Origin of the sequence: Vibrio sp. 16 (genome assembly GCF_963681195.1) — a bacterium.
GTDB lineage: Bacteria > Pseudomonadota > Gammaproteobacteria > Enterobacterales > Vibrionaceae > Vibrio > Vibrio sinaloensis_D.
The window spans coordinates 392,713-411,695 of record NZ_OY808998.1; the positions used below are offsets into that span (position 1 = coordinate 392,713).

At 47.1% G+C, this 18,983-nt stretch carries 17 protein-coding genes; 8 read left to right on the forward strand and 9 right to left on the reverse strand.

Features of this window, described 5'->3' with window-relative positions; all coding sequences use genetic code 11:
- Nucleotides 1-179 precede the first annotated feature (179 nt).
- Nucleotides 180-641, forward strand: coding sequence for a L,D-transpeptidase family protein (locus U9J37_RS16085; protein WP_039477030.1), 462 nt, complete (start codon nucleotides 180-182; stop codon nucleotides 639-641).
- Here the strand turns inward: U9J37_RS16085 and yddG are convergent.
- The 6 genes from yddG to U9J37_RS16115 all read right to left on the reverse strand — a co-directional run bounded on the left by yddG (nucleotide 622) and on the right by U9J37_RS16115 (nucleotide 5,107).
- Nucleotides 622-1,527 carry an aromatic amino acid DMT transporter YddG gene (yddG, locus tag U9J37_RS16090; RefSeq protein WP_005469883.1) on the reverse strand — a complete coding sequence of 302 codons (906 nt, stop codon included), beginning with the start codon at nucleotides 1,525-1,527 and terminating at the stop codon, nucleotides 622-624. The two genes, U9J37_RS16085 and yddG, sit on opposite strands and share 20 nt — an antisense overlap.
- Before the next feature lie 63 nt (nucleotides 1,528-1,590).
- Nucleotides 1,591-1,989 carry an OsmC family protein gene (locus tag U9J37_RS16095; protein ID WP_005469796.1) on the reverse strand — a complete coding sequence of 133 codons (399 nt, stop codon included), beginning with the start codon at nucleotides 1,987-1,989 and terminating at the stop codon, nucleotides 1,591-1,593.
- Between the two features lie 11 nt (nucleotides 1,990-2,000).
- Complete coding sequence (locus U9J37_RS16100) at nucleotides 2,001-2,996, reverse strand: Gfo/Idh/MocA family protein (RefSeq protein WP_005469502.1); 996 nt, start codon at nucleotides 2,994-2,996, stop codon at nucleotides 2,001-2,003.
- 45 nt (nucleotides 2,997-3,041) lie between these two features.
- Nucleotides 3,042-3,656, reverse strand: a complete 615-nt coding sequence (locus tag U9J37_RS16105) for a LysE family translocator (protein ID WP_005469515.1) — start codon at nucleotides 3,654-3,656, stop codon at nucleotides 3,042-3,044.
- A gap of 88 nt (nucleotides 3,657-3,744) precedes the next feature.
- Nucleotides 3,745-4,668, reverse strand: coding sequence for a LysR family transcriptional regulator (locus U9J37_RS16110; protein WP_005469803.1), 924 nt, complete (start codon nucleotides 4,666-4,668; stop codon nucleotides 3,745-3,747).
- Nucleotides 4,658-5,107: an Lrp/AsnC family transcriptional regulator gene (locus tag U9J37_RS16115; protein ID WP_038134973.1), complete on the reverse strand. Its 450-nt coding sequence runs from the start codon at nucleotides 5,105-5,107 to the stop codon at nucleotides 4,658-4,660. Before U9J37_RS16115 ends, U9J37_RS16110 begins: the two co-directional genes overlap by 11 nt.
- A 196-nt stretch (nucleotides 5,108-5,303) precedes the next feature.
- Here U9J37_RS16115 and yjeH point away from each other — a divergent pair, with 196 nt between their 5' ends.
- Nucleotides 5,304-6,569, forward strand: coding sequence for an L-methionine/branched-chain amino acid transporter (gene yjeH / locus U9J37_RS16120; protein ID WP_005469706.1), 1,266 nt, complete (start codon nucleotides 5,304-5,306; stop codon nucleotides 6,567-6,569).
- Here yjeH and U9J37_RS16125 read toward each other — a convergent pair.
- The gene (locus U9J37_RS16125) at nucleotides 6,566-8,020 is read right to left on the reverse strand and encodes a MocR-like pyridoxine biosynthesis transcription factor PdxR (protein WP_157607790.1); all 1,455 of its coding nucleotides are present in this window, start codon (nucleotides 8,018-8,020) and stop codon (nucleotides 6,566-6,568) included. The two genes, yjeH and U9J37_RS16125, sit on opposite strands and share 4 nt — an antisense overlap.
- A gap of 96 nt (nucleotides 8,021-8,116) precedes the next feature.
- Here U9J37_RS16125 and U9J37_RS16130 point away from each other — a divergent pair, with 96 nt between their 5' ends.
- Entirely contained in the window at nucleotides 8,117-8,773 is a 657-nt protein-coding gene (locus U9J37_RS16130) for a pyridoxamine 5'-phosphate oxidase family protein (protein ID WP_005469849.1), read from the forward strand.
- A gap of 13 nt (nucleotides 8,774-8,786) precedes the next feature.
- On the opposite strand, the gene U9J37_RS16135 is transcribed toward U9J37_RS16130, so the two are convergent.
- Nucleotides 8,787-9,794 (reverse strand): AraC family transcriptional regulator, encoded by a 1,008-nt coding sequence (locus U9J37_RS16135; protein ID WP_005469891.1) that lies wholly within the window; start codon nucleotides 9,792-9,794, stop codon nucleotides 8,787-8,789.
- Nucleotides 9,795-9,900: 106 nt separating this feature from the next.
- Between U9J37_RS16135 and U9J37_RS16140 the strand changes: the two genes are divergently transcribed.
- The 5 genes from U9J37_RS16140 (at nucleotide 9,901) to U9J37_RS16160 (ending at nucleotide 15,882) form a co-directional block, all read left to right on the forward strand.
- Complete coding sequence (locus U9J37_RS16140) at nucleotides 9,901-10,224, forward strand: hypothetical protein (protein ID WP_005469698.1); 324 nt, start codon at nucleotides 9,901-9,903, stop codon at nucleotides 10,222-10,224.
- Entirely contained in the window at nucleotides 10,224-11,447 is a 1,224-nt protein-coding gene (locus U9J37_RS16145) for an HlyD family secretion protein (protein WP_005469708.1), read from the forward strand. The genes U9J37_RS16140 and U9J37_RS16145 overlap by 1 nt, the downstream gene beginning before the upstream one ends.
- 113 nt (nucleotides 11,448-11,560) lie before the next feature.
- Nucleotides 11,561-12,874, forward strand: a complete 1,314-nt coding sequence (locus U9J37_RS16150; RefSeq protein ID WP_043886492.1) for an ABC1 kinase family protein — start codon at nucleotides 11,561-11,563, stop codon at nucleotides 12,872-12,874.
- An 80-nt stretch (nucleotides 12,875-12,954) separates the two neighbouring features.
- Nucleotides 12,955-14,301, forward strand: coding sequence for a magnesium transporter (locus U9J37_RS16155; protein ID WP_005469595.1), 1,347 nt, complete (start codon nucleotides 12,955-12,957; stop codon nucleotides 14,299-14,301).
- 1,128 nt (nucleotides 14,302-15,429) lie between these two features.
- Nucleotides 15,430-15,882: a dCMP deaminase family protein gene (locus U9J37_RS16160; protein WP_038134952.1), complete on the forward strand. Its 453-nt coding sequence runs from the start codon at nucleotides 15,430-15,432 to the stop codon at nucleotides 15,880-15,882.
- On the opposite strand, the gene U9J37_RS16165 is transcribed toward U9J37_RS16160, so the two are convergent.
- A complete protein-coding gene (locus tag U9J37_RS16165) occupies nucleotides 15,865-18,492 on the reverse strand; it encodes a hybrid sensor histidine kinase/response regulator (RefSeq protein ID WP_043886493.1) in 2,628 nt (875 codons plus the stop codon). The two genes, U9J37_RS16160 and U9J37_RS16165, sit on opposite strands and share 18 nt — an antisense overlap.
- Nucleotides 18,493-18,983: the final 491 nt, after the last annotated feature.

Sequence of the window (18,983 nt, forward strand, 5' to 3'; positions counted from 1 at the left end):
CTTACATTTTTTATGATCTTATTTCCAAAACTTACATCAGTGAGCAATATGTAATTTGTTTATCCGATACGACCTCGAAGAAAGAGAATCATCCCTAAGTTTGGATCGGTATAAAATAAAAGTACCAAGGGCGTACACCCCCAATATCTCTGGAGAGACCATTGAAAAAGCTATTGTTGATGACTTTACTGACTCTGTTTTCAGCGGTGTCCATTGCAGGCGTAGACTTAGTTAAAGTGGATAAATCTAAACGCCGAATGTACCTGATGGATGGCAAAGAGGTGGTGCGGGAGTATAGAGTCGCTCTGGGGCAATCACCAAAAGGACATAAGAGACAGGAAGGCGATCAAAAAACCCCAGAAGGTCGCTACTATCTCGATTTTGTTATCGAAGACTCGCAATACTATAAGTCGATCCATATTAGCTACCCCAACCTGCGGGATAGAACGTATGCAAGAGTACACAACCTCGACCCAGGCGGAGACATCAAGATACACGGTTTGAAAAACGGAGAGCGTCGTCCAGCCAATTATGTGCAAAGCTTCGACTGGACGGATGGCTGTATCGCCATTACTAATCAAGAAATGGACGAGTTACTCAGCCTAGTGACTATTGGCACGCCTATCGAGATTGTTTGGTGATCGGTTTATCTCGTGTCACCCACCAACACATCAACGACCCCAAGGTCACCATCACGACGCCCTGTAGAAAACTAGACGACAGTGCAATCCCTAAAATAATCGACGAAATAATGGTCGATAAAACAGGGGTAAAATACGACAACGTCGCCAGTAGCACCATGTTCCCACCAATGATGGCGTAGTTCCATAACGCATAACCACTGCCCATAAACACGCCAGCTACCAAGAGTAAGCTGCCTGACTCTAACGTCACATTCATTCCAGTTTCTGCGCTTAGGGCGTATTTGATCCAGAGAGAAACCGCCGTCATGATGAAAAACAGCGTGATAGCATTTTGCCCATTGGAAATTCGCTTGGTCAAATTACAGTAGATTGCCCATAGGAAAGCGCCAATAAACGCCATCGCGTAGGTCGTCGGGTTAGTGGCAATGTTGGCACTGATTTGGGTTAAAGAGAGCCCTTGATCGCCAGAAATACTCCATGCGACGCCAACAAACGCCAGTGCCACACTTGGATACACCAATAGATTGGTTTTCTTGCCACTCACCAACACCGCCAAAAGCACGGTTAACGCTGGCCATAAGTAATTAATCACCAACATTTCAATGGCTTGTTGGCGATCATTCGCCATTGCCAAAGCCAGAGCTAAACACATTTCATAGGCGACAAAAAGCCCGCCGCCGAGCAGCACGTAACGCAGAGAATATTGGCGCCATTTGGGCACGCCCATCACCGCGACAAGAAACAGGGCAGCAACGGTGTAAATCGACGCGGCTCCGCCAACAGGACCAAGCATTTCCGTTACCGCACGGGCAACGCCCATCACACTGCTCCAAAGCAGAATGGCCGCAATACCGGCGATAGTAAATTTATGGGTTTGAAACATAGTGATTATCTTCGTCAAAAAAGCCGAGCAAATTGCTCGGCTAGTTATGAGGTGAGCGTGAAACTAGATGATTTCCCAACTGTGTGTCATCTCCACACCTTGGCCAAGCATCAAACACACTGAACAATACTTTTCCAGAGAATCGGCAGCGACTTTCGCGACGACCTCTGCATCTAGGCTCTCTCCAGACACTTCAAAATGAATATTCACCTTAGTAAAAATACGTGGTGCCGTTTCACGACGCTCTGTGGTCAATTTAGCAGTACATGCTGTCACAGCTTGGCCCGCTTCTTTGAGCCCATCGACAACGTCTACCGAGCTACAACCACCAGCGGCCATCAATACCATCTCCATTGGGCTTGGAGCGGTCGCTCCGCCGTTGCCATCCATTACCACGGAATGCCCCGACTGGGAGTGACCTAAAAACTTAAACTCATCAATCCATTTCACTTCAGCTTGCATCTGTTTTTCTCTTATTTGGTTGAGCTAATCGTATCTGTAGGGAACTTCACACCGGTTTGGCGGCGAATTTCCTCGAGTAATTTTGCCACAATCAAGGATCGTTGCGTGCACTTTTCATCTGCTGATTTCTGCTTGAACTGCCTAGCAAACTCTTGTGCTTCGTAATACATTGGGTTGGTCTCTTGCTTAACGCTCAGATCCACGCCTAAATCACTGCCTCGAGTGAATTTGGTGAGCTTCTTCGCTGTCGAGATCATATCAATCAACAGTGCCCCCTCTTCCCCTTGTATTTCACTCGGTAAGTAGGAATCACTGATTTTCGAATGTTGCAAGACCACTTCAAAGCCATCGTAGCTCATAGTGACACTGCCACTGCCGTCCACTCCTGATTCCAAAAGGTGCGCTTGCGCATGCACTGCCAAGGGCTCACCAAACAGCTCAACTGCCGAACTCAAACAGTAGAAACCAATATCCATGATGGAACCGTTGGCAAACGCTGGATTGAACGTATTGGGATTTTCGCCCGCGAGGTATTTTTGATAACGCGACGAATACTGACAATAGGTGATCAAACCTTTGCGAATCTTGCCGATTCCCGAAAGGGCGTCTTTTAAACGCTTAAAGTTAGGCATATGACAAGACATAAAGGCTTCAAACAGAATCACATTGTGTTCTTTTGCCACCTCAAACATCTGCTGTGCGAGTGCAAAACTTGAGGCCATCGGTTTTTCAACGATGACGTTCTTACCCGCTTTCATCATTTGAATCGCTTGTGGACCATGAAGGCTATTGGGGCTCGCTATGTACACAACATCGATTAAAGGTGATGTCGCTAGCGCATCAAGATCATCAAACAGCGCAGGGTTGTCATACTTTTCCGCGAATTTTTCTGCACTTTCAAGTGAACGCGAATATACCCCTGCGAGTTGATACTCCCCCGATTTCAACGCCGCTTCAACAAACTGGTCTGTGATCCAGTTGGTCCCAATGACCGCAAGTCTTATCATTATTTTCTCCCTGATTACCCACTCTAACGTGGGCATGGTTGTTATCTAGACTGTGAGCACGACTCGGATAGCAAGCAATATGAGTACCGCGCCAGACAATCTGTCGATCAACTGTGCTTTGGAACGAATTCTATCAATTATTTTCGGGCTGGATAGTAAAAAAGTAATCAAGGTATACCACAAACCATCGACCACCAGAGGTGTTGCAACGATCACCGTTTTTGCCACATAGCCATCTCCGACTGCAACAAACTGGCTAAACAGTGCGATAAAGAAAAGAGCAATCTTCGGGCTAAGCAGTGAGATTAAGAAGCCTTCTCTCGCCGACTGCCAAAGGCTAGTTTGCTCACCCGATTCCAGCTTAGCGGCAACACCACCTTTCGAGCGCAGCGCATTGAATCCCAAGTAGGCTAAGTAGCCCGCGCCCGCGTAACTGATACTCTTAAACAATAGTGGGGATTGCTGCAGCACCACAGCCAAGCCGATAAGGGTAATAAACGCATAGATACCAATCCCTGTCGCATGAGCCCACGCCGCCGCGAGCCCATTCATACGGCCTCCAGCCAAGCTGTGTTTCGCCACGAGCGCCAGACTTGGCCCAGGCGACATCGCACCTAATAGGCAAATAGTAAACAGTGAAAGCCAAACCGTCAGAGTCATCTTTTTTTCCTAATTGTTGTGTCCTTTTGCCAAGGTAAATGACACAGGCTATGATTTGAAATTGTCATTAATCATACCAATCATGATTTCAAATCATACCTATCGAATAAGGGCATGTTTGCATGACATGGAGAACCCGCTCTCTCATCCATTGATGCGCGTTATCGAGGTCATATTTGGGGTGCCACATCAGCCAATACAGGTGTGCCTGAGTATCAAAAGGGAGAGTCGCGTAAGTAAGTGGATACTCACGTGAGAGATTAATCGCAATATGCTCAGGCACAATCATCAAATAATCACTCGCAAGTAAGGCGTTAATGGCAGCTGAAAAGAACGGCACTTTGAGTGCAATTCTGCGCTGATAACCCAATGCATTCAGGGCAATATCTGCAGGGCTGTCTTTGTCTCCTCCCCCCGTCACTTTGAGATGTGAGTACGCCGTTATCTGGTCACAGCTCAGCGATTCAATGCTCGCCAATGGGTGGTTTTTTCGCATCAAGCAAAGGGATTTATCTTCGCCAATTTGAACACTGCTTAGATGTTTGGGCGGCTCAGGCAACATGGTCGATGCTAAATGTATGCCTTGCTCATTCATTTTGGAAAGATAATCAGGCTGCCATAGACGGTACGCCAAATTCACCTTCGGCGCATGCTCTGCACCGAGGGCGACAATATTTGGCAGAATATACTGCGCCACGTAGTCACTCGAGGAGATGACAAACTCTTGTTGCCACAGCAAAGGATCAAACGGTTTGTCATTGAGCAGTTGATCTACCTCACCCAGCAGTTGAGCCAGCTTTCCTCTCATAGCCATCGCCTTGGGTGTCGGGATCAACTGATTGCCATCACGGACCAATAGGGAATCACCGCACAGCTCTCTCAGTTGGGACAGCTGTCGGCTTACTGCCGATTGAGTTAGATTGAGCTTCTCGGCGGCGCGACTCACATGGCACTCATCTAACAGCACTTGCAATGAGCGAAGCAAGTTTAGGTTGATCTGGTCAATGGCCATGGGTATTGAAAAACTCCGTTAAGACGGTATGGGTCATTAAATGTCGTAACTCAGGGATGGTTTGCAGTTCATCACGGACTTGATTCAACCGCTGCATAGTTGGCACTTCCACAAAGAGCATCATGTCAGTCTCGCCACTAATCGCATGACACCACTTCACCCCGTCAATCTGGTAGATCTTTTCTGCGTAAGTCTCGCAGTACTGAGTCGTCGAGGACATATCGAACTTAAGCGCCAAATAGGCTTGAATTTTAGGAGCGTCGCTTTGTTTATCTGCAAGTTGAGCGTGATAGCCCAAAATAACCTTTTCCTGCTCCAGCTTAGCAATGCGTGCCGTCACCGCCGAACGCGACAGATTGACCTGACGAGCAATATCACTTACGGAGGATCTCGCGTTGCGTTTTAGTATCTCTATGATTTGATGATCAAATTTGTCCATATTCTTCCAGCTCATTACCCAACTTATCCTGTTGATTAAAAGTAATGTGACACAAACGCCCGACAGGGGAAAGTGATCAATTTGACTTATCTAACAGGAATTTCCGTCACATTGACTTTTATCTACGACGAATTGATGGCTGTCATCATGCGAGTAATTGATTAAGCTGTAATCCACTAGCACAGGAAGCAATGCAATGAGCGAACTCAGAAAGGATATCACCTTAATCTCTGGCATAGGCCAACTCTCAACCACGTTACTCGGCACAGGTCTATTTATGGTGCCTGCCATCGCCGCGGGTATTGCTGGCCACTTTTCTCTCTGGGCTTGGTTGATTCTGTTTGTCGCCATTTGCCCAATCGCCCTAACGTTTGCCCAACTTGGAAAACGTTACCCAAATGCAGGCGGCACTGCCTACTTTGTCAGACAAGCGTTCAATAAGCGGTTAGAAAAAAGCGTCGCTTGGTTGTTTGTTAGCGTCATTCCTGTTGGCGTTCCCGCTGCGATTGCCTTGGCGGCCGGTTTTTTACAACAGCTTCTGCCACAGCCAATCAATAGCTCTCTTGTGGCACAAATTATCACCGTCGGCCTGCTTGTCGCGGTCAACCTCGCGGGGACCAAATCCTCTGGAAGGTTACAGACGGTCATCGCGCTGAGTATTTTCGCTCTCATCGCGAGCTTTTGGTGGCAAGGTTCAATTGGTACATCAGACATGGTTATGCCAGAACTTACTCAAGAGTCCCTCTGGAGTATCGGCGCCGCGCTTGGTGTGATGTTTTGGTGCTTTGTCGGTATAGAAGCATTTGCGCATATGGGAGAAGAGTTTAAAAACCCACAACGTGATTTCCCTATCGCGATCTTGATTGGGTGTTTTATCGCAGGCGCAACGTACTGGGCTTGCTCGGTCGTGATTCTAAAATACCACGCCTATGGTTCGGCGAGCTTTGACAGCGCCTCGATACCTTGGCTGTCTGAGCAACTGTTTGGCGAGAAATTTAAACTGTTGATCAGTGGACTTGGATTCGCAGCCTGCTTCGCTAGCGTCAACCTTTACACACAAAGTTTGTCGAGAATGGTTTGGGCACAAGCAAGGGATTATCGCCCAAATAGTGCACTGGCAAGACTCTCCATTCGTGGCGTCCCAGCGAATGCGACGATTGCGATTGCAGTCGTGCTGCTCATCTCCTGCGTGATTGGTGAAATCTCAGGACTCGATTTGGAGTTTTTCCTCAAGCTAGCTAATGGCATCTTCGTTCTGGTGTATCTGCTGGCCATGCTCTCTGCGTTCAAACTTTTGACAGGAGCTGGCCGTTGGCTAGCTGCAGTTTCGCTAATGCTTTGCGTGCTCGTCTTCGCTTGTTTGGGTTGGTCCATGCTTTACGCTTTGTGCGTATTCGGGCTGCTCTCTTTACCGTGGCAAAAGTATTCTGGCAAAAAAGAGACGCAAATCGAGCCGAACTAAGCCTTCGCCATTAGTGAGTCAAATATTCGCGCTAACTTGGCGATATTTGACTCTATATCGTCCAACGCTACGTTACCAAACCCGAGCACAACACCTCCCCAATCTCGGGTTATTCCCTGCTTAACCGCACTGTCTTCGTAGTAACTGAGCGCGCGAATGACTAGCCCATTTGCCGCAGCCTGCGAGACAAACTCCTCTTCGTCCACAGAGCAGAACCAGCTAAGCGTCACGTGCAAACCTGCCGCTTGGCTGATCACCTCAACCTGTGGAGAAAAATGGCGGTGAATCGACTGACAAGTCAGCGCATGCTTATGTTGATACAGACGACGCATCTTGCGAATGTGGCGCAATAAATCGCCCTCACGAATAAAATCTGCGAGCGCTTCTTGAGTATGGGTTGGCGTATCACCTCCCATTGCATCTTTGACCACTAGGCATTGCTCGAGCGTCGATTCAGGGACCACCATATAGCCCAGTCTCAGTCCGTTGAACATCACTTTACTAAAGGAACCGATGTAAATAACGCGGTTCGCGCCTCCAACATCACTGGCAAGGCCTTGCAAACTTGTATAGGGACGATGAGCAAACTGAAACTCACTGTCGTAGTCGTCTTCAATAATCCAGCTCTTGCTTGCCAATGCCCATTGAATAAGCGCTAGACGCTGCTCTGTATTTAACGTTGTTCCCATCGGGTATTGATTACTGGGAGTGATATAGAGCGCTTTGGCACGGCTAGAGAAGACCTGCTGCAAGTTAAACCCTTGATGCTGACGCACGCAAAGTGGCTCGACCTGAACTCGGTTCAAATCGAGAATTTTACTCATTTGCGTATAACCCGGCTGCTCCATTAAAAGCGCATCGCCCGATTGCAAAATAACTCGACTTGCAATGTACAACGCCTGTTGAGCGCCCGAGGTAATCACTATCTGGCTTGGCGAGCACGAAACGCTGCGACTGGTCGCTAAGTAATCGGCAATCGCGCTGCGCAGTGTCATACTCCCTTGCACATCTTGGCAACCAAGTAAACTCAAGCGTCCCGAGTGGCGCTGCAAGAAACGCTGCCATTTTTCGATTGGAAACTGCGCCAAATCAGGAATGCCAGGGGAGAATGGTTGATTCAACAATGGCCGCTCTCTGCACGCAGAAGGTGCGGGCGATTTGGGACTCCTATCCTTCACATTTAAGTAGTGTTCCGGAAGCTCTACAGCAACAAAGAACCCTGACCCCGGGCGACTTTCAAGATAGCCTTCTGCGACGAGTTGTTCATAGGCGGCAATCACCGTATTACGGCTTATAGAGAGCTCGAGTGCCAGCTTTCTAGTTGATGGCAGCTTGCCTCCAAGCGGCCACAAATGGCTAACGACTTTACTGCGAATGGCTTGAAAAAGCTGCTGTTGCAATGGGCTATTTTTGCAACTTAGGGTTAAGTCCCCACTGTCGATTGGCGTCAAAACTGGATCCATCCATCAAAAAAAACTGGCTCTAATCAAAGTACCACTTCGACGATACCTTATCACCTATGGAGCAATAAGAAAGGAAGTTTTGCGATGCTATCGACAACGAAAAGAACCGAAATCAACAAAGGACAGCACAAAGCTGTCTTTGACCCAGACCAACTGGACGCAATCATAGATGAGTCGTTGATCGCACATATTGCCATTTCGACGGAAAGCGGTCCCGTGATCATTCCCATGCTGGCATGGCGAGTCGACCGCCACATCTACGTTCATGGGGCGAACAACAGCAGACTGATGCGTAATCTAAGCAAAGGAGAGCCCAGTTGTCTCACTTTTACCTTATTTGATGGATGGGTGCTTGCTCGATCGGCTTTTCACCACAGCGCACACTATCGCTCAGCCGTGGTTTTTGGCACCTTCGAACGCGTTGAAGACAAGCAGGAAAAGGATCAGGTGCTAAACCACTTTATCGAACACATCGCACCTGGTCGAACCGATCACGTTCGACTCAGTAGCGATAAAGAACTCGCGGCGACCATGGTGCTTCGTATTCCTCTCACGGAAGCCTCGGTGAAAATAAGTTGCTCAGGCGTGAATGATGACAAAAGTGATTTAGAGCGACCTGTTTGGGCGGGCGTCCTACCTTATCGCACCGTCGTCGGGCCGCTTGAGCCAGCAGACGGGCTCGGAGACCTGCCAGAGCCCGACTACAGCGCGGCTTATGGAGACCGCTGGCACCGTTCATAGAAGGCACGTCGGGCTAAAAAAGATCTTGAAAGTGCTGCACATACTGTTTGGGCGTCAAACCACGATGTTTTTTAAACATGCGATTGAAACTGGCGCTGTTTTGATAACCCAAATGTGACGCAACTTCGTCAGGCGATAAACCGCGGCTGAGCAACTTCACCGCGGTATTACTCAGCACATACCCCATCACTGTCGTAAAGTTCATGCCAAATCCATGCAGCTTGCGCTGAAACTGCTGAGTAGAGAGCCCCAGTAAACCCGAGACTCGTTCCAAGGTCGGCAGCCCGTAATGACGACTGTAATTAATGACCTCATAGATCACCTTCACCTCATCGTCCGGTTCCGGCATATTCAGGAACTCATCCAAATCAGAGAAGTTCATCGCTAAACGTTGCTGAGGGAACAAGTTTTTCTGTTGTGTCGCTAAGCGCAAATCAGAGTGGAACCACATCTCGGTTTTGCAATGGCTCCACTCCACAGGGCAGCCGAAATACGCTTCATATTTTTCGCGGTTTTTACGCGTTCCCGACACCAGAACTCGCATTGGCGTAAAGTCCTCTCCGAGATAGCTACGTAGGATCTTCGTCATAAAGACCGCCACTCGAATACTGTCGTGAATCTTACACTGCGGCTCAATGTATGGGTTGTGGTAGATCCATTTTAAGATCGCACCACTTTGTGCCCCAGACAGATAGGCACCAGATTGAAGTGAGCTAAGCCCGTGGTTGATGCGACGGATGGTTGAGGCAAGATCGTAGCCGGACAAAAACCAACGAGAGATAGCGCCAAGTTTGCTGAGGTCTATTTCTCGACTTAACTCCAAAATCACATCGCTGTTTTCACTCTGCTCTTCGAGCTTTTCATACCAACGGTTGACCTCCGACAAGGGGAGCAATGTCATTGGGTTCTCTAACGCGCTTTCAGGAATATGAAGCCCACCTTGACTAATGCCATAGCGATGCTTCGCGAGTAAGTGGAGCTGCTTGATGCCAAGCGCACGAATAAATCGAACTTGATTCATACTGATTACATCATAAATCACTAAGTTGTGATTTAATCTGTCACAAAAAATCGATGTAGGCAAATCTCAAACACACTGGCGGCTCTTAGAATGATTGGAGACCTCAATGAGTTTGTTAAGCGTTCCTTTTGTCGGCACTGGCGCAGACACTGCACTCTATGTTGTTGCCGCTTTTGTCCTTATCGCCAGCGTTGGCGCCGCGATCGTTGGCTTTTGGAAGTTTCATGAACTGCCCATCAACAAAGCGCACAGTAAGGATCACCATCAAATAGGCTTAATCACCGCCCTCACATGGATCGGTTTCTTGTGGCATTGGGTTTGGGTTATCGCGGTGATTCTTGCCTTTGTCGATATGGAAAAAGCGATTGTTAACCTTCGCGACACGTGGCGACATGCCCCAAAAACTGAAACACTACACGAGGAAGCATAATGTTAGAAGGCTTGGCCGTTTGGGCATTATTTATCTACTTACTTCGCCTAGTGGGAATGCCTTGGAACAAATTCACTCAAGGGTTCGCTTATCTGGGGGGCGCGTCTTGGCTATTGTTTGTCTGGGTTGGGCTGATCAATTTCACCCCGATGGACTTATCCGGCGGTTCGGTGGTTCAATCACCTCATATTCAGCTTCGTCCTGACTCTGCCAACGTTACCGGCAAAGTCGAAGAAATATTTATTAAACCCAATCAGTCGGTTAAAAAAGGACAAGCGATTTACCGCCTTGACGATACCCAGTATCAAATCGCCTACAATCAAGCCAAGGTATCGGAAGAAGCCACCAGCGTGGCGAAAGAGGTCGCTCAAGAAGATGTAGCTATTGCCAAGGCGACCTACACCTCAATGCAGCAAGACTTAACCACCACAGAGCGCCAGCTTGAAATGGCTAAAGTCGACTATGAACTGCAACAAAAGATGCTTAAACGCTACAAAGAGCAAAATCGCGTCGTCGAAAACACCATTACCGCCAGTGACATCGACAAACAAGAAACCTTAGTTGCGAAAGCGAAGCTCAATATCGAAACCATTGAATCTCAACTGCAAACCAAGCAAGTGGAAACGGATAAAGCGAAGCTGGCGATAAGCAAAGCGACACTCGCGGTGAAAGCCAAACACGCCGACTGGTTAAAAGCGCAAGAACAACTCGCGAAAGCAAAATGGGATCTCGACAGTACTCTGGTTCGCGCACCAGCAGATGGGTTTGTGACTAACTTCATTCTACGTGAGGGGCAGCGCGTTTCCATGATGCCTCGCCTGCAAATGTACACCGAAGAAAAATACGTTCTGATGCGCGTTAACCATCAAGCGATTCGAAACGTGAAACCAGGCCAAGTCGCAGAATTTGCTTCTTCTGTTTACCCAGGAAAGATCTTTTCCGCAGAGGTTGAAGGCATTGTCGAAGGCACAGGGGAAGCCCAAAGCAACTTGCTAGGTCTAGATCAATCGGTGCGAAAAACAACCGGACAAAACCTCCAAAACAAGCACCATTTCGTGAGGCTTAAAATCGAAGAACCAGAGGGGTACGATATCCCCGTCGGGTCCGTCGGGCTCGCATGGGTAAGTGGAGAAAAACCCATTGGGTTTATGACTTTTCTTGATGCCATACGTGGAATCATCATCCGGATGAAATCGCAGCTGTACTTCTTCTATTCCATTTAAGGATCACCAAAACCGCGCAGAAATGAGCGGTTTCTCATTCTTATTGTGTCCAAATGCGTTTTTCTACCGTATAAACAAGGAGATTTAACCAACTAACTCAGCGGGAGAAGTTCATGTCGACTAAGGAACGCAGCCTTCCTACTCATCGCATCTCTAGGTTCAGTAAATTTGCCTCATTGGCAACACGGGTGACCGGAAACGTGATTGCCGAAGGCACCAAGCAAATCGCTCAAGGCAATAAACCGAATATGCGCGATCTCCTGCTCACGCCAAAAAACATTCACCGCCTAACTCAACAATTGGCGCATCTTCGTGGCGCTGCGATGAAAATGGGCCAAATGCTATCAATGGATGCGGGTGATATTCTTGAGCCAGAGCTCGCTGAAATCTTGGCTAAATTGCGTTCCGACGCCGACCCAATGCCTTCAAAGCAGCTGAGCCAAACGCTCGCGGACGCGCTAGGGACAGAGTGGAAATCTCAGTTCCTCGCCTTCAATTTTAAGCCCATCGCGAGTGCGTCGATTGGTCAGGTCCACCAAGCGTACAGTGATGATGGCGACAACATTGCGATAAAAGTTCAGTACCCTGGCGTGCGTAAAAGCATCGACAGCGATGTAGACAACGTCGGAACCCTGCTAAAAATGGTTGGACTGATCCCCGACTCTGTGGATTACAACGGATTGCTGGAAGAAGCGAAGTGGCAACTTCATGATGAAGCAAACTATGTCAGAGAGGCGGAGTTTGCCCATCGCTATCGGGAAGCATTGAAAGACTCCCCCCATTTTGTTGTGCCGAAAGTATATTCGCTGATAAGCTCAGAATCTGTCCTTGCAATGGAATACCTTGAAGGCGAGCCCATTGAGACTCTAGTCAACGAGCCTGAAGCAGTGCGAGACCGCGCCATGACAAACTTGCTCGATCTTCTGTTTAAAGAGCTGTTCGAGTTCAAAATGGTTCAAACCGATCCCAATTTTGCCAACTATCTCTTCATGCGAGACACAGAGCAAATCGGGCTTCTGGATTTTGGCGCAACGCGTGAATATAGCGAGCGGTTCAGTTCCGGCTATCGGCAAGCGTTTCGTGCAGCCCTTAATCAAGATGAAACTGGGTTAAACAGCGCACTCGAGCAAATCGGCTTTTTTAGCCAAGGCATTTTGCCCGAGCAACGCAGTGCGATTCTCAACTTGGTCAACATGGCGTGTGAACCTATGTTGGTTGACGAGGCGTACGACTTTAAACGCAGTGACTTAGCCACGCGATTGCGGCAAGCTGGCTCGGTGTTGAGTATGGAGCAAGACTACTGGCACACCCCTCCCGCAGATGCTCTGTTCCTACATCGAAAAATCGGTGGTTTGTACCTTCTTGCTGCAAGGATTGGCGCGAAAGTCAACATTCATCGACTTGTCACGCCCTATCTAGACACTTAGCCACGTTAGGGGATTGTTTTTCTTCCACTTTAGAGTACCTTGATCATCAGTTTCTATTACATTGATATTCGAGGTACTCAGTGAGCCAATTGCAAGACCTCTCCGTACTGATCGAACAAATTGTTCAAGCGGAAGACGGTGAACAAGTTGCTATTTTAAATGACTCTATCGAAGACGGATTAGAACCCGGTGCAGTCGCCCTCATTCTTGAAGCTTTTCCCATCGACGAGCGTGTCCGTCTTTGGCGAAGCCTGCCTTTAGAACTGCATATTGAGGTCCTTACTGAAGCGCGTGCGGAAGTACGCTACTCGATCATTGAAGAGCTGTCGGAAATCGAGCTAAAGCTAACGCTTGCAAAGCTAGATAACCTCTCCTTAATCGAGTGGGCGGATTCTCTCCCAGAAGAGATCATCAACGAAGCCTTATCTCTAATTGAAAAAGATGAGCTTGAGCTCTACGACCAAGCCAATGAGTACGAAGATGATGAACTCGGTCGATGGGCAGAGCGAAAAGTCGTCACCCTACCGTTCAATATATCGGTTGAGAAAGCCAACATCTTGATGGAGCGATACAGCTACGACGCGCCGCAACAGATCTATTTAATCAACAAACGTAAGCAGTTCCGTGGGGTTGTCAATTATATTGATCTACTTCGCGCCGAGCCGACCGAGCGCCTTAAAAACATCGCCATAGAAAACGCGGTTACACTGGATGCGAAACTCTCGCTAGCAGAAACCATTGAAGCGCTGGAGCACTCGTCGGTTTCCGCCATGCCCGTCACAGATGAGACTCAAATGCTGGTCGGCGAAATTGATTGGCAGTTTGCGTTAAGTACCCAAAGAGAAATCTACGAATCTCGATTGATGGCGGGTACCGGTATGGACGAAGGCGATGACCTGTTTGCGCCAGTGATGAAAAGCTCACAAAAACGTGGCGTGTGGTTGGGGATTAACCTGATGACCGCGATTTTGGCTTCTGTGACCATTGGATTGTTTGAAGATGTGATTGCCCAAGTGGTCGCGCTGGCCGTTTTGATGCCGATTGTCGCGTCTATGGGTGGCATTGCGGGTAGCCAAACGCTGACTCTGATGATTCGTGCGATGGCGTTAAACCAAATTACGCCAGGTAACCGCTGGGCGCTGCTTAAAAATGAGATTGGAATTGGTTCGATAAACGGCTTGCTGTGGGCGCTAATTATTGGTGCGATGGCTGGGCTTTGGTTTCAATCGACGATACTCGGCGCCACTATCGCACTGGCGATAATCGTCAATATCATTACCGCAGCGCTATTTGGCGTGTTAATCCCTATTGCGTTGGATAAGCTGAAACTCGATCCTGCCCTCGCAGGCTCGGTGGTATTGACGACGGTTACGGATGTTGTGGGCTTTTTCGCCTTCTTAGGCACCGCAAGTTTGGTCATGCTGTAATCATATAGCTATTAAATATATCATTAGCAAATGTATGGTTAGTTGCATTTTGCATTTTCATATTGCAAAGGAAAACGAAAAAAACGCCTATTTTGGCTAAAAATAGCGCAATTAAGCGCTATAAAAGTTGGCACATATACTGCAATAGTATTCATGACCCTTTTTAAGCCGAGGGTCACCTAGCCAACTGACGTTGTTAGTGAACTCAATTGTTCACACTTATATCAGCCAATCTCACTTATTGAGGTTGGCTTTTTTTTATCTTCAACAATGGTAGGCAAAGAATTGTTACGTGGGGTATCTCGATGGGAAGAGCAGAAAAAAGAAAACCCCACTAAGCTTTCGCCTAGTGGGGTCTAATCTTACTCGCAGCAATCCGGCTACTAATAGGTGCTCCCTGCATCTATTCCTTGATAGCACGCTGAATCCTTCAGCACTTTCCTTATCATCGCCATCCTAGCGGTGTCCTTGGCAATCCAGCCCGTTAACTTTCCTAGTTAACTCACATCACTTAATCCTTAAGCGGTGTCCCTGTTCTATCATCCTGATAGCATTGCCTTAGTCCGTTAAGCGTCCATTGTCTTTCCTTGTGTAACCATCCTAGTTACTAGCGTCCAGCCAATGTCCTTCGCTTTCCTTGCCGACCATTCATCCTGAATAATCGAATCTTCGTCCTGAAGATGACCTATCCTTGGGTCTTTCCTGTTCCGTGTCTGCTCCCTGCTGACAACTTAAGATTAAGCAATCGGCCAAATTAAACAATCAAATATTGGAGAAAATCACCCTATCAAAACTGAACAAAAAGCAAACAAAAACATATAAAACAAATATTTAAAGATTGTTTTAGAGATTTTCTCAGGCTAGCTTCCGCTTTACGCTCACGCCTTTGTAAGAGATCTCGCACAAGAAAGCGGGCAATACGTCATGTGCTGAAGTTTGAGCACACTTAGCTATGTGTGATCCAGATCGTCTAATATTGTTGCAAACACCCGCCGCCGAGAGAATCAACACTCATTTTCTGGACTAAAGCGGAATAAATTAGGATATTATTAGCCGATCTCTATCACATTAATCTTTTTCTTATTCAACCTCGATTGGATAAGAGGTCATCTCCAGAGGACAAACTTAATGATATCGAAATGGGCACAACGCTTTTACCAAATGGCGGAACTTGTTGGCTCTTGGAGTAAAGACCCCTCAACACAAGTTGGCGCGGTCATTACTAAACAAAATCGTATTGTTTCCGTTGGCTTTAATGGCTATCCACATGGCATTTCAGACAGTGCAATGACAGACGATAGAGAGATGAAATACCTCAAGACTCTCCATGCAGAAGAAAACGCCATTCTATTCGCAAAGCGCGATTTGGACGGCTGCGAGATTTGGGTTACCCATTTTCCCTGCCCAAACTGTGCGGCTAAGATTATTCAAACAGGCATCTCTGCGGTCCACTGCCCTGAGCAAACCCCAGATTTCCTCTCTCGATGGGGAGACAAGATCAAGGTTAGTCAAGAGATGTTTTTGCAAGCTGGGGTTAAAGTAAACTGGTTACCTTTAAGTGATCTAGAAGGTGACGCTTAGTTTCTCAAAGATGTCAAAAAGCTGCTTTGATTTATAGGGCTTAGGAAGATAAGCGTCCATACCCGCATCAAAGCAGCTCTGAATCTCCTCAGGCAATACGCTGGCGGTGAGTGCGATAATTGGCACCGGCGCTTTTTGATTTTCCCGTTCCCAATTACGAATTTCTTTCGTGGCCGTTAATCCATCCATAATCGGCATCATGCAGTCCATTAACACCGCGCAATACTCTTGGCCACTTTTGACGAGATTTAATGCCTCTAAACCGTTACTGGCTATTGCAAACTCAATCCCTACCTTACTAAGAAAAAAACTGGCTATTTTCTGGTTCATTAAGTTGTCTTCAACAATCAGTACCCGCTTAACATCCCCGGTGTCTGGCATGGGCGGCGGGACCTGCCGAGCAATGCGAAATCGAGAGTCGTTTTGACATTGACTCAGTACATTTTCAAACCTTTTACCCAAAATCGGTAGTGTCACTTGCGCGACAAGTAGCCCTTCGAGATCGGGCTCAATGTACAAATGATGCTGAAGGCCGATAATGTCCGCAGACGTAAACTGCGCTCTTAACTTAGCTAAGTCTTGTCGGGACTTTGAATGACGCGCTAAACAATACACCACAAGGTCAAAATCATCAGATAGATCCGTCACTTGCTGACAGTTTTCACTCTGCGTGACACTGCTACACAAGCGCACACATTCTTTATATGCAAGCTGCTGGTGAGTGGCTTGGTTGGAAATGAACAGGACTTTAAGATCGTAACAAACCGGAGCCGGTGACCGCTGTGGTTTGACTAACGGCAGAATAACGGTAAATCGACTGCCCTCGCCAACGTTAGATTCAACCACCAGCTCACCGCGCATCAATTCAACCAATTGACGACAAATCGCAAGCCCAAGCCCCGTACCACCAAAACGACGAGTAATGGTGCCATCTTCTTGCGTAAACGGCTTGAAGATGTCACTTAGTTTATCTGCGGCAATGCCAACACCGGTATCCAATACCTCGATGTTTAAGCGGTGCTGCGTATCAACCGAGTGTCGAACCAAAACAGAACCATTCGCACTGAATTTGATCGCATTGCTCAGCAAATTCATCAGAATCTGTTTGACGCGAAATTCATCCATTTCCGCATACACAGGCACATCATCAGCAAACTCCACTTCTAACGTGACTTCCTGCTTGAGCGCCTGAGCGTTAACCATATTCATGGTGTCAAAAATGATCTCACGTAAATTTGCAGTGTGTGGTGACAGCACCAAATTACCCGATTCAATTTTAGAGAGGTCAAGAATGTCGTTGATCAACACCAACAAGGCATGAGACGACGCATCAATATCATTAAGGATCTCTTTCTGACTGCCGTTTAATTGGCTATCTGAAAGGATTTCTGTCATGCCGATAATGCCGTTCAGTGGAGTTCGGATCTCATGGGACATGTTGGCCAAAAACACACTTTTTGCCTGATTAGCCGCTTCTGCGTGTTCCTTGGCTTCAACGAGTTTGGTTTGATACGCTTTTTGCCGCGCAATGGTGTCATTCAACTCATGGGCGAAACGAGTAAATTCATCATTCCCATCGATAGGAATTTGATCTACATGTCCGCTGTCTCGCATATTGCTCATCACCGTTAAAATGCGGGTGAGTTTAGAATTGATCCGATATAAGGTACTGGCTCCCCACGCAAACAGGAGAAAGAAAACCACTAATCCAGCACTTGCGATCCCCCACATGATATATTGATTGGTCTCTATTTCATCAATGAGCTCTTGCTGAAGTTGCCTAGAATAGGTGATGAGTTGTTTTTCAAGAAGTTGGTTTCGTTTCTCTACGATCAGAACAGCCTGCTGCACCTCTTGCTGTGAAAAGCGATTGTAGAGAAGCTGCTCTTTGACAAACGCACCTTGCTGAAAGTCTGGGCTCGTAAAGCTTTGTAGCAGCCTTTGGAACTGTTGAGTATTCTCGCCAAGGCTAATGAACTTATCTAAATAATACTGTTGGCGCTCGCTGATGCGAAAGTACTCCGGCGCAAAGTCGGCGTAAGGCCAGCCTTCTGTTTCGACTTCCTTAACCAACCACGCCTCTCTCTCCATCCAGAAGTGAAGCCAACTGAGGTCACTGAGAATGATATCAAGCCGGTGTACCCGGCTATTAAAATGAGCACCTTCAGTAAAAAGAATGCTGGAATAGAGGTCGTATAAGATGTCATAAATCAGGCGACCAAGTTCCACGGTTTGCTGTGGACTTGCTTGATTTAACTCTGTAATCAACTGATGCAGTTCCACCACATAGCTTGACGACACCTCCCGTTCCGCCTTATTCGACAGTATCTTGTTTTGTTTGGCGAGTAAGAGATCTAAAGAGCTCTGTGCGAGTGCAATCGACGTTTGCCCATCTTGGCCACTCAACTGCTTAGACAAGGCTGCATAGCTATGATGTGAATACTCCATCAAGAGATTAATGGATGCATTTTTTTCACTGATGACCTGATAGCTTTCAAGTCGCTCTTGTATCTGATGAACCTGATTAGCACCGAGTAAAACAATCACAATGGTTGGAAGTAAGCACAGGATCAGCAGTCGACTTTTTATAGACATTCTTGTCAAAAGCATTTTGATTTCAATCCTTGAATCAAATGAGCAATCTAGAAATTCAATTGTAGAAGGTTATTCAATGGTATTCACACTATTGTGAGAATTTGCTGACGAGATAGCGCTAAGTTTTCAATGTATTGAATGAAAACAAGCAACGAAACGGTTAAAACTTAGAGTCGACGATACGATTGCGAGCATACGCAGCGTAATAAACCAATGAAACAAGCGCACTATTATCGACTAACCTGAGTAGACGAATCATACAATCGCAAATCTCGGACATGAAAAGGTGATCTCTGCCAGCCTTGACGCGAGCCACTGATGCAAGGACACAGTACCGCGAAAGTCTAACCCTCAATTTGGCCTGTTTTGTTTACATTTAGCGTTGATAAGACACTTAAGATCGCAGAATTAAATAAACACAAGATTAAGCGTTACACTATTTATGTGCTACTGGTATTTTTCTTCACGAAATAACTATCAAGATTTGAAATTGTCAATAAGCATAA

Coding starts and splice junctions, on each gene's coding strand:
- yjeH (WP_005469706.1), top strand. CDS start 5,304: ATGAGCGAACTCAGAAAGGATATCACCTTAATCTCTGGCATAGGCCAA.
- U9J37_RS16145 (WP_005469708.1), top strand. CDS start 10,224: ATGTTAGAAGGCTTGGCCGTTTGGGCATTATTTATCTACTTACTTCGC.
- U9J37_RS16105 (WP_005469515.1), bottom strand. CDS start 3,656: ATGACTCTGACGGTTTGGCTTTCACTGTTTACTATTTGCCTATTAGGT.
- U9J37_RS16160 (WP_038134952.1), top strand. CDS start 15,430: ATGATATCGAAATGGGCACAACGCTTTTACCAAATGGCGGAACTTGTT.
- U9J37_RS16165 (WP_043886493.1), bottom strand. CDS start 18,492: ATGCTTTTGACAAGAATGTCTATAAAAAGTCGACTGCTGATCCTGTGC.
- U9J37_RS16140 (WP_005469698.1), top strand. CDS start 9,901: ATGAGTTTGTTAAGCGTTCCTTTTGTCGGCACTGGCGCAGACACTGCA.
- U9J37_RS16100 (WP_005469502.1), bottom strand. CDS start 2,996: ATGATAAGACTTGCGGTCATTGGGACCAACTGGATCACAGACCAGTTT.
- U9J37_RS16135 (WP_005469891.1), bottom strand. CDS start 9,794: ATGAATCAAGTTCGATTTATTCGTGCGCTTGGCATCAAGCAGCTCCAC.
- U9J37_RS16130 (WP_005469849.1), top strand. CDS start 8,117: ATGCTATCGACAACGAAAAGAACCGAAATCAACAAAGGACAGCACAAA.
- U9J37_RS16085 (WP_039477030.1), top strand. CDS start 180: ATGACTTTACTGACTCTGTTTTCAGCGGTGTCCATTGCAGGCGTAGAC.
- yddG (WP_005469883.1), bottom strand. CDS start 1,527: ATGTTTCAAACCCATAAATTTACTATCGCCGGTATTGCGGCCATTCTG.
- U9J37_RS16095 (WP_005469796.1), bottom strand. CDS start 1,989: ATGCAAGCTGAAGTGAAATGGATTGATGAGTTTAAGTTTTTAGGTCAC.
- U9J37_RS16115 (WP_038134973.1), bottom strand. CDS start 5,107: ATGGACAAATTTGATCATCAAATCATAGAGATACTAAAACGCAACGCG.
- U9J37_RS16150 (WP_043886492.1), top strand. CDS start 11,561: ATGTCGACTAAGGAACGCAGCCTTCCTACTCATCGCATCTCTAGGTTC.
- U9J37_RS16110 (WP_005469803.1), bottom strand. CDS start 4,668: ATGGCCATTGACCAGATCAACCTAAACTTGCTTCGCTCATTGCAAGTG.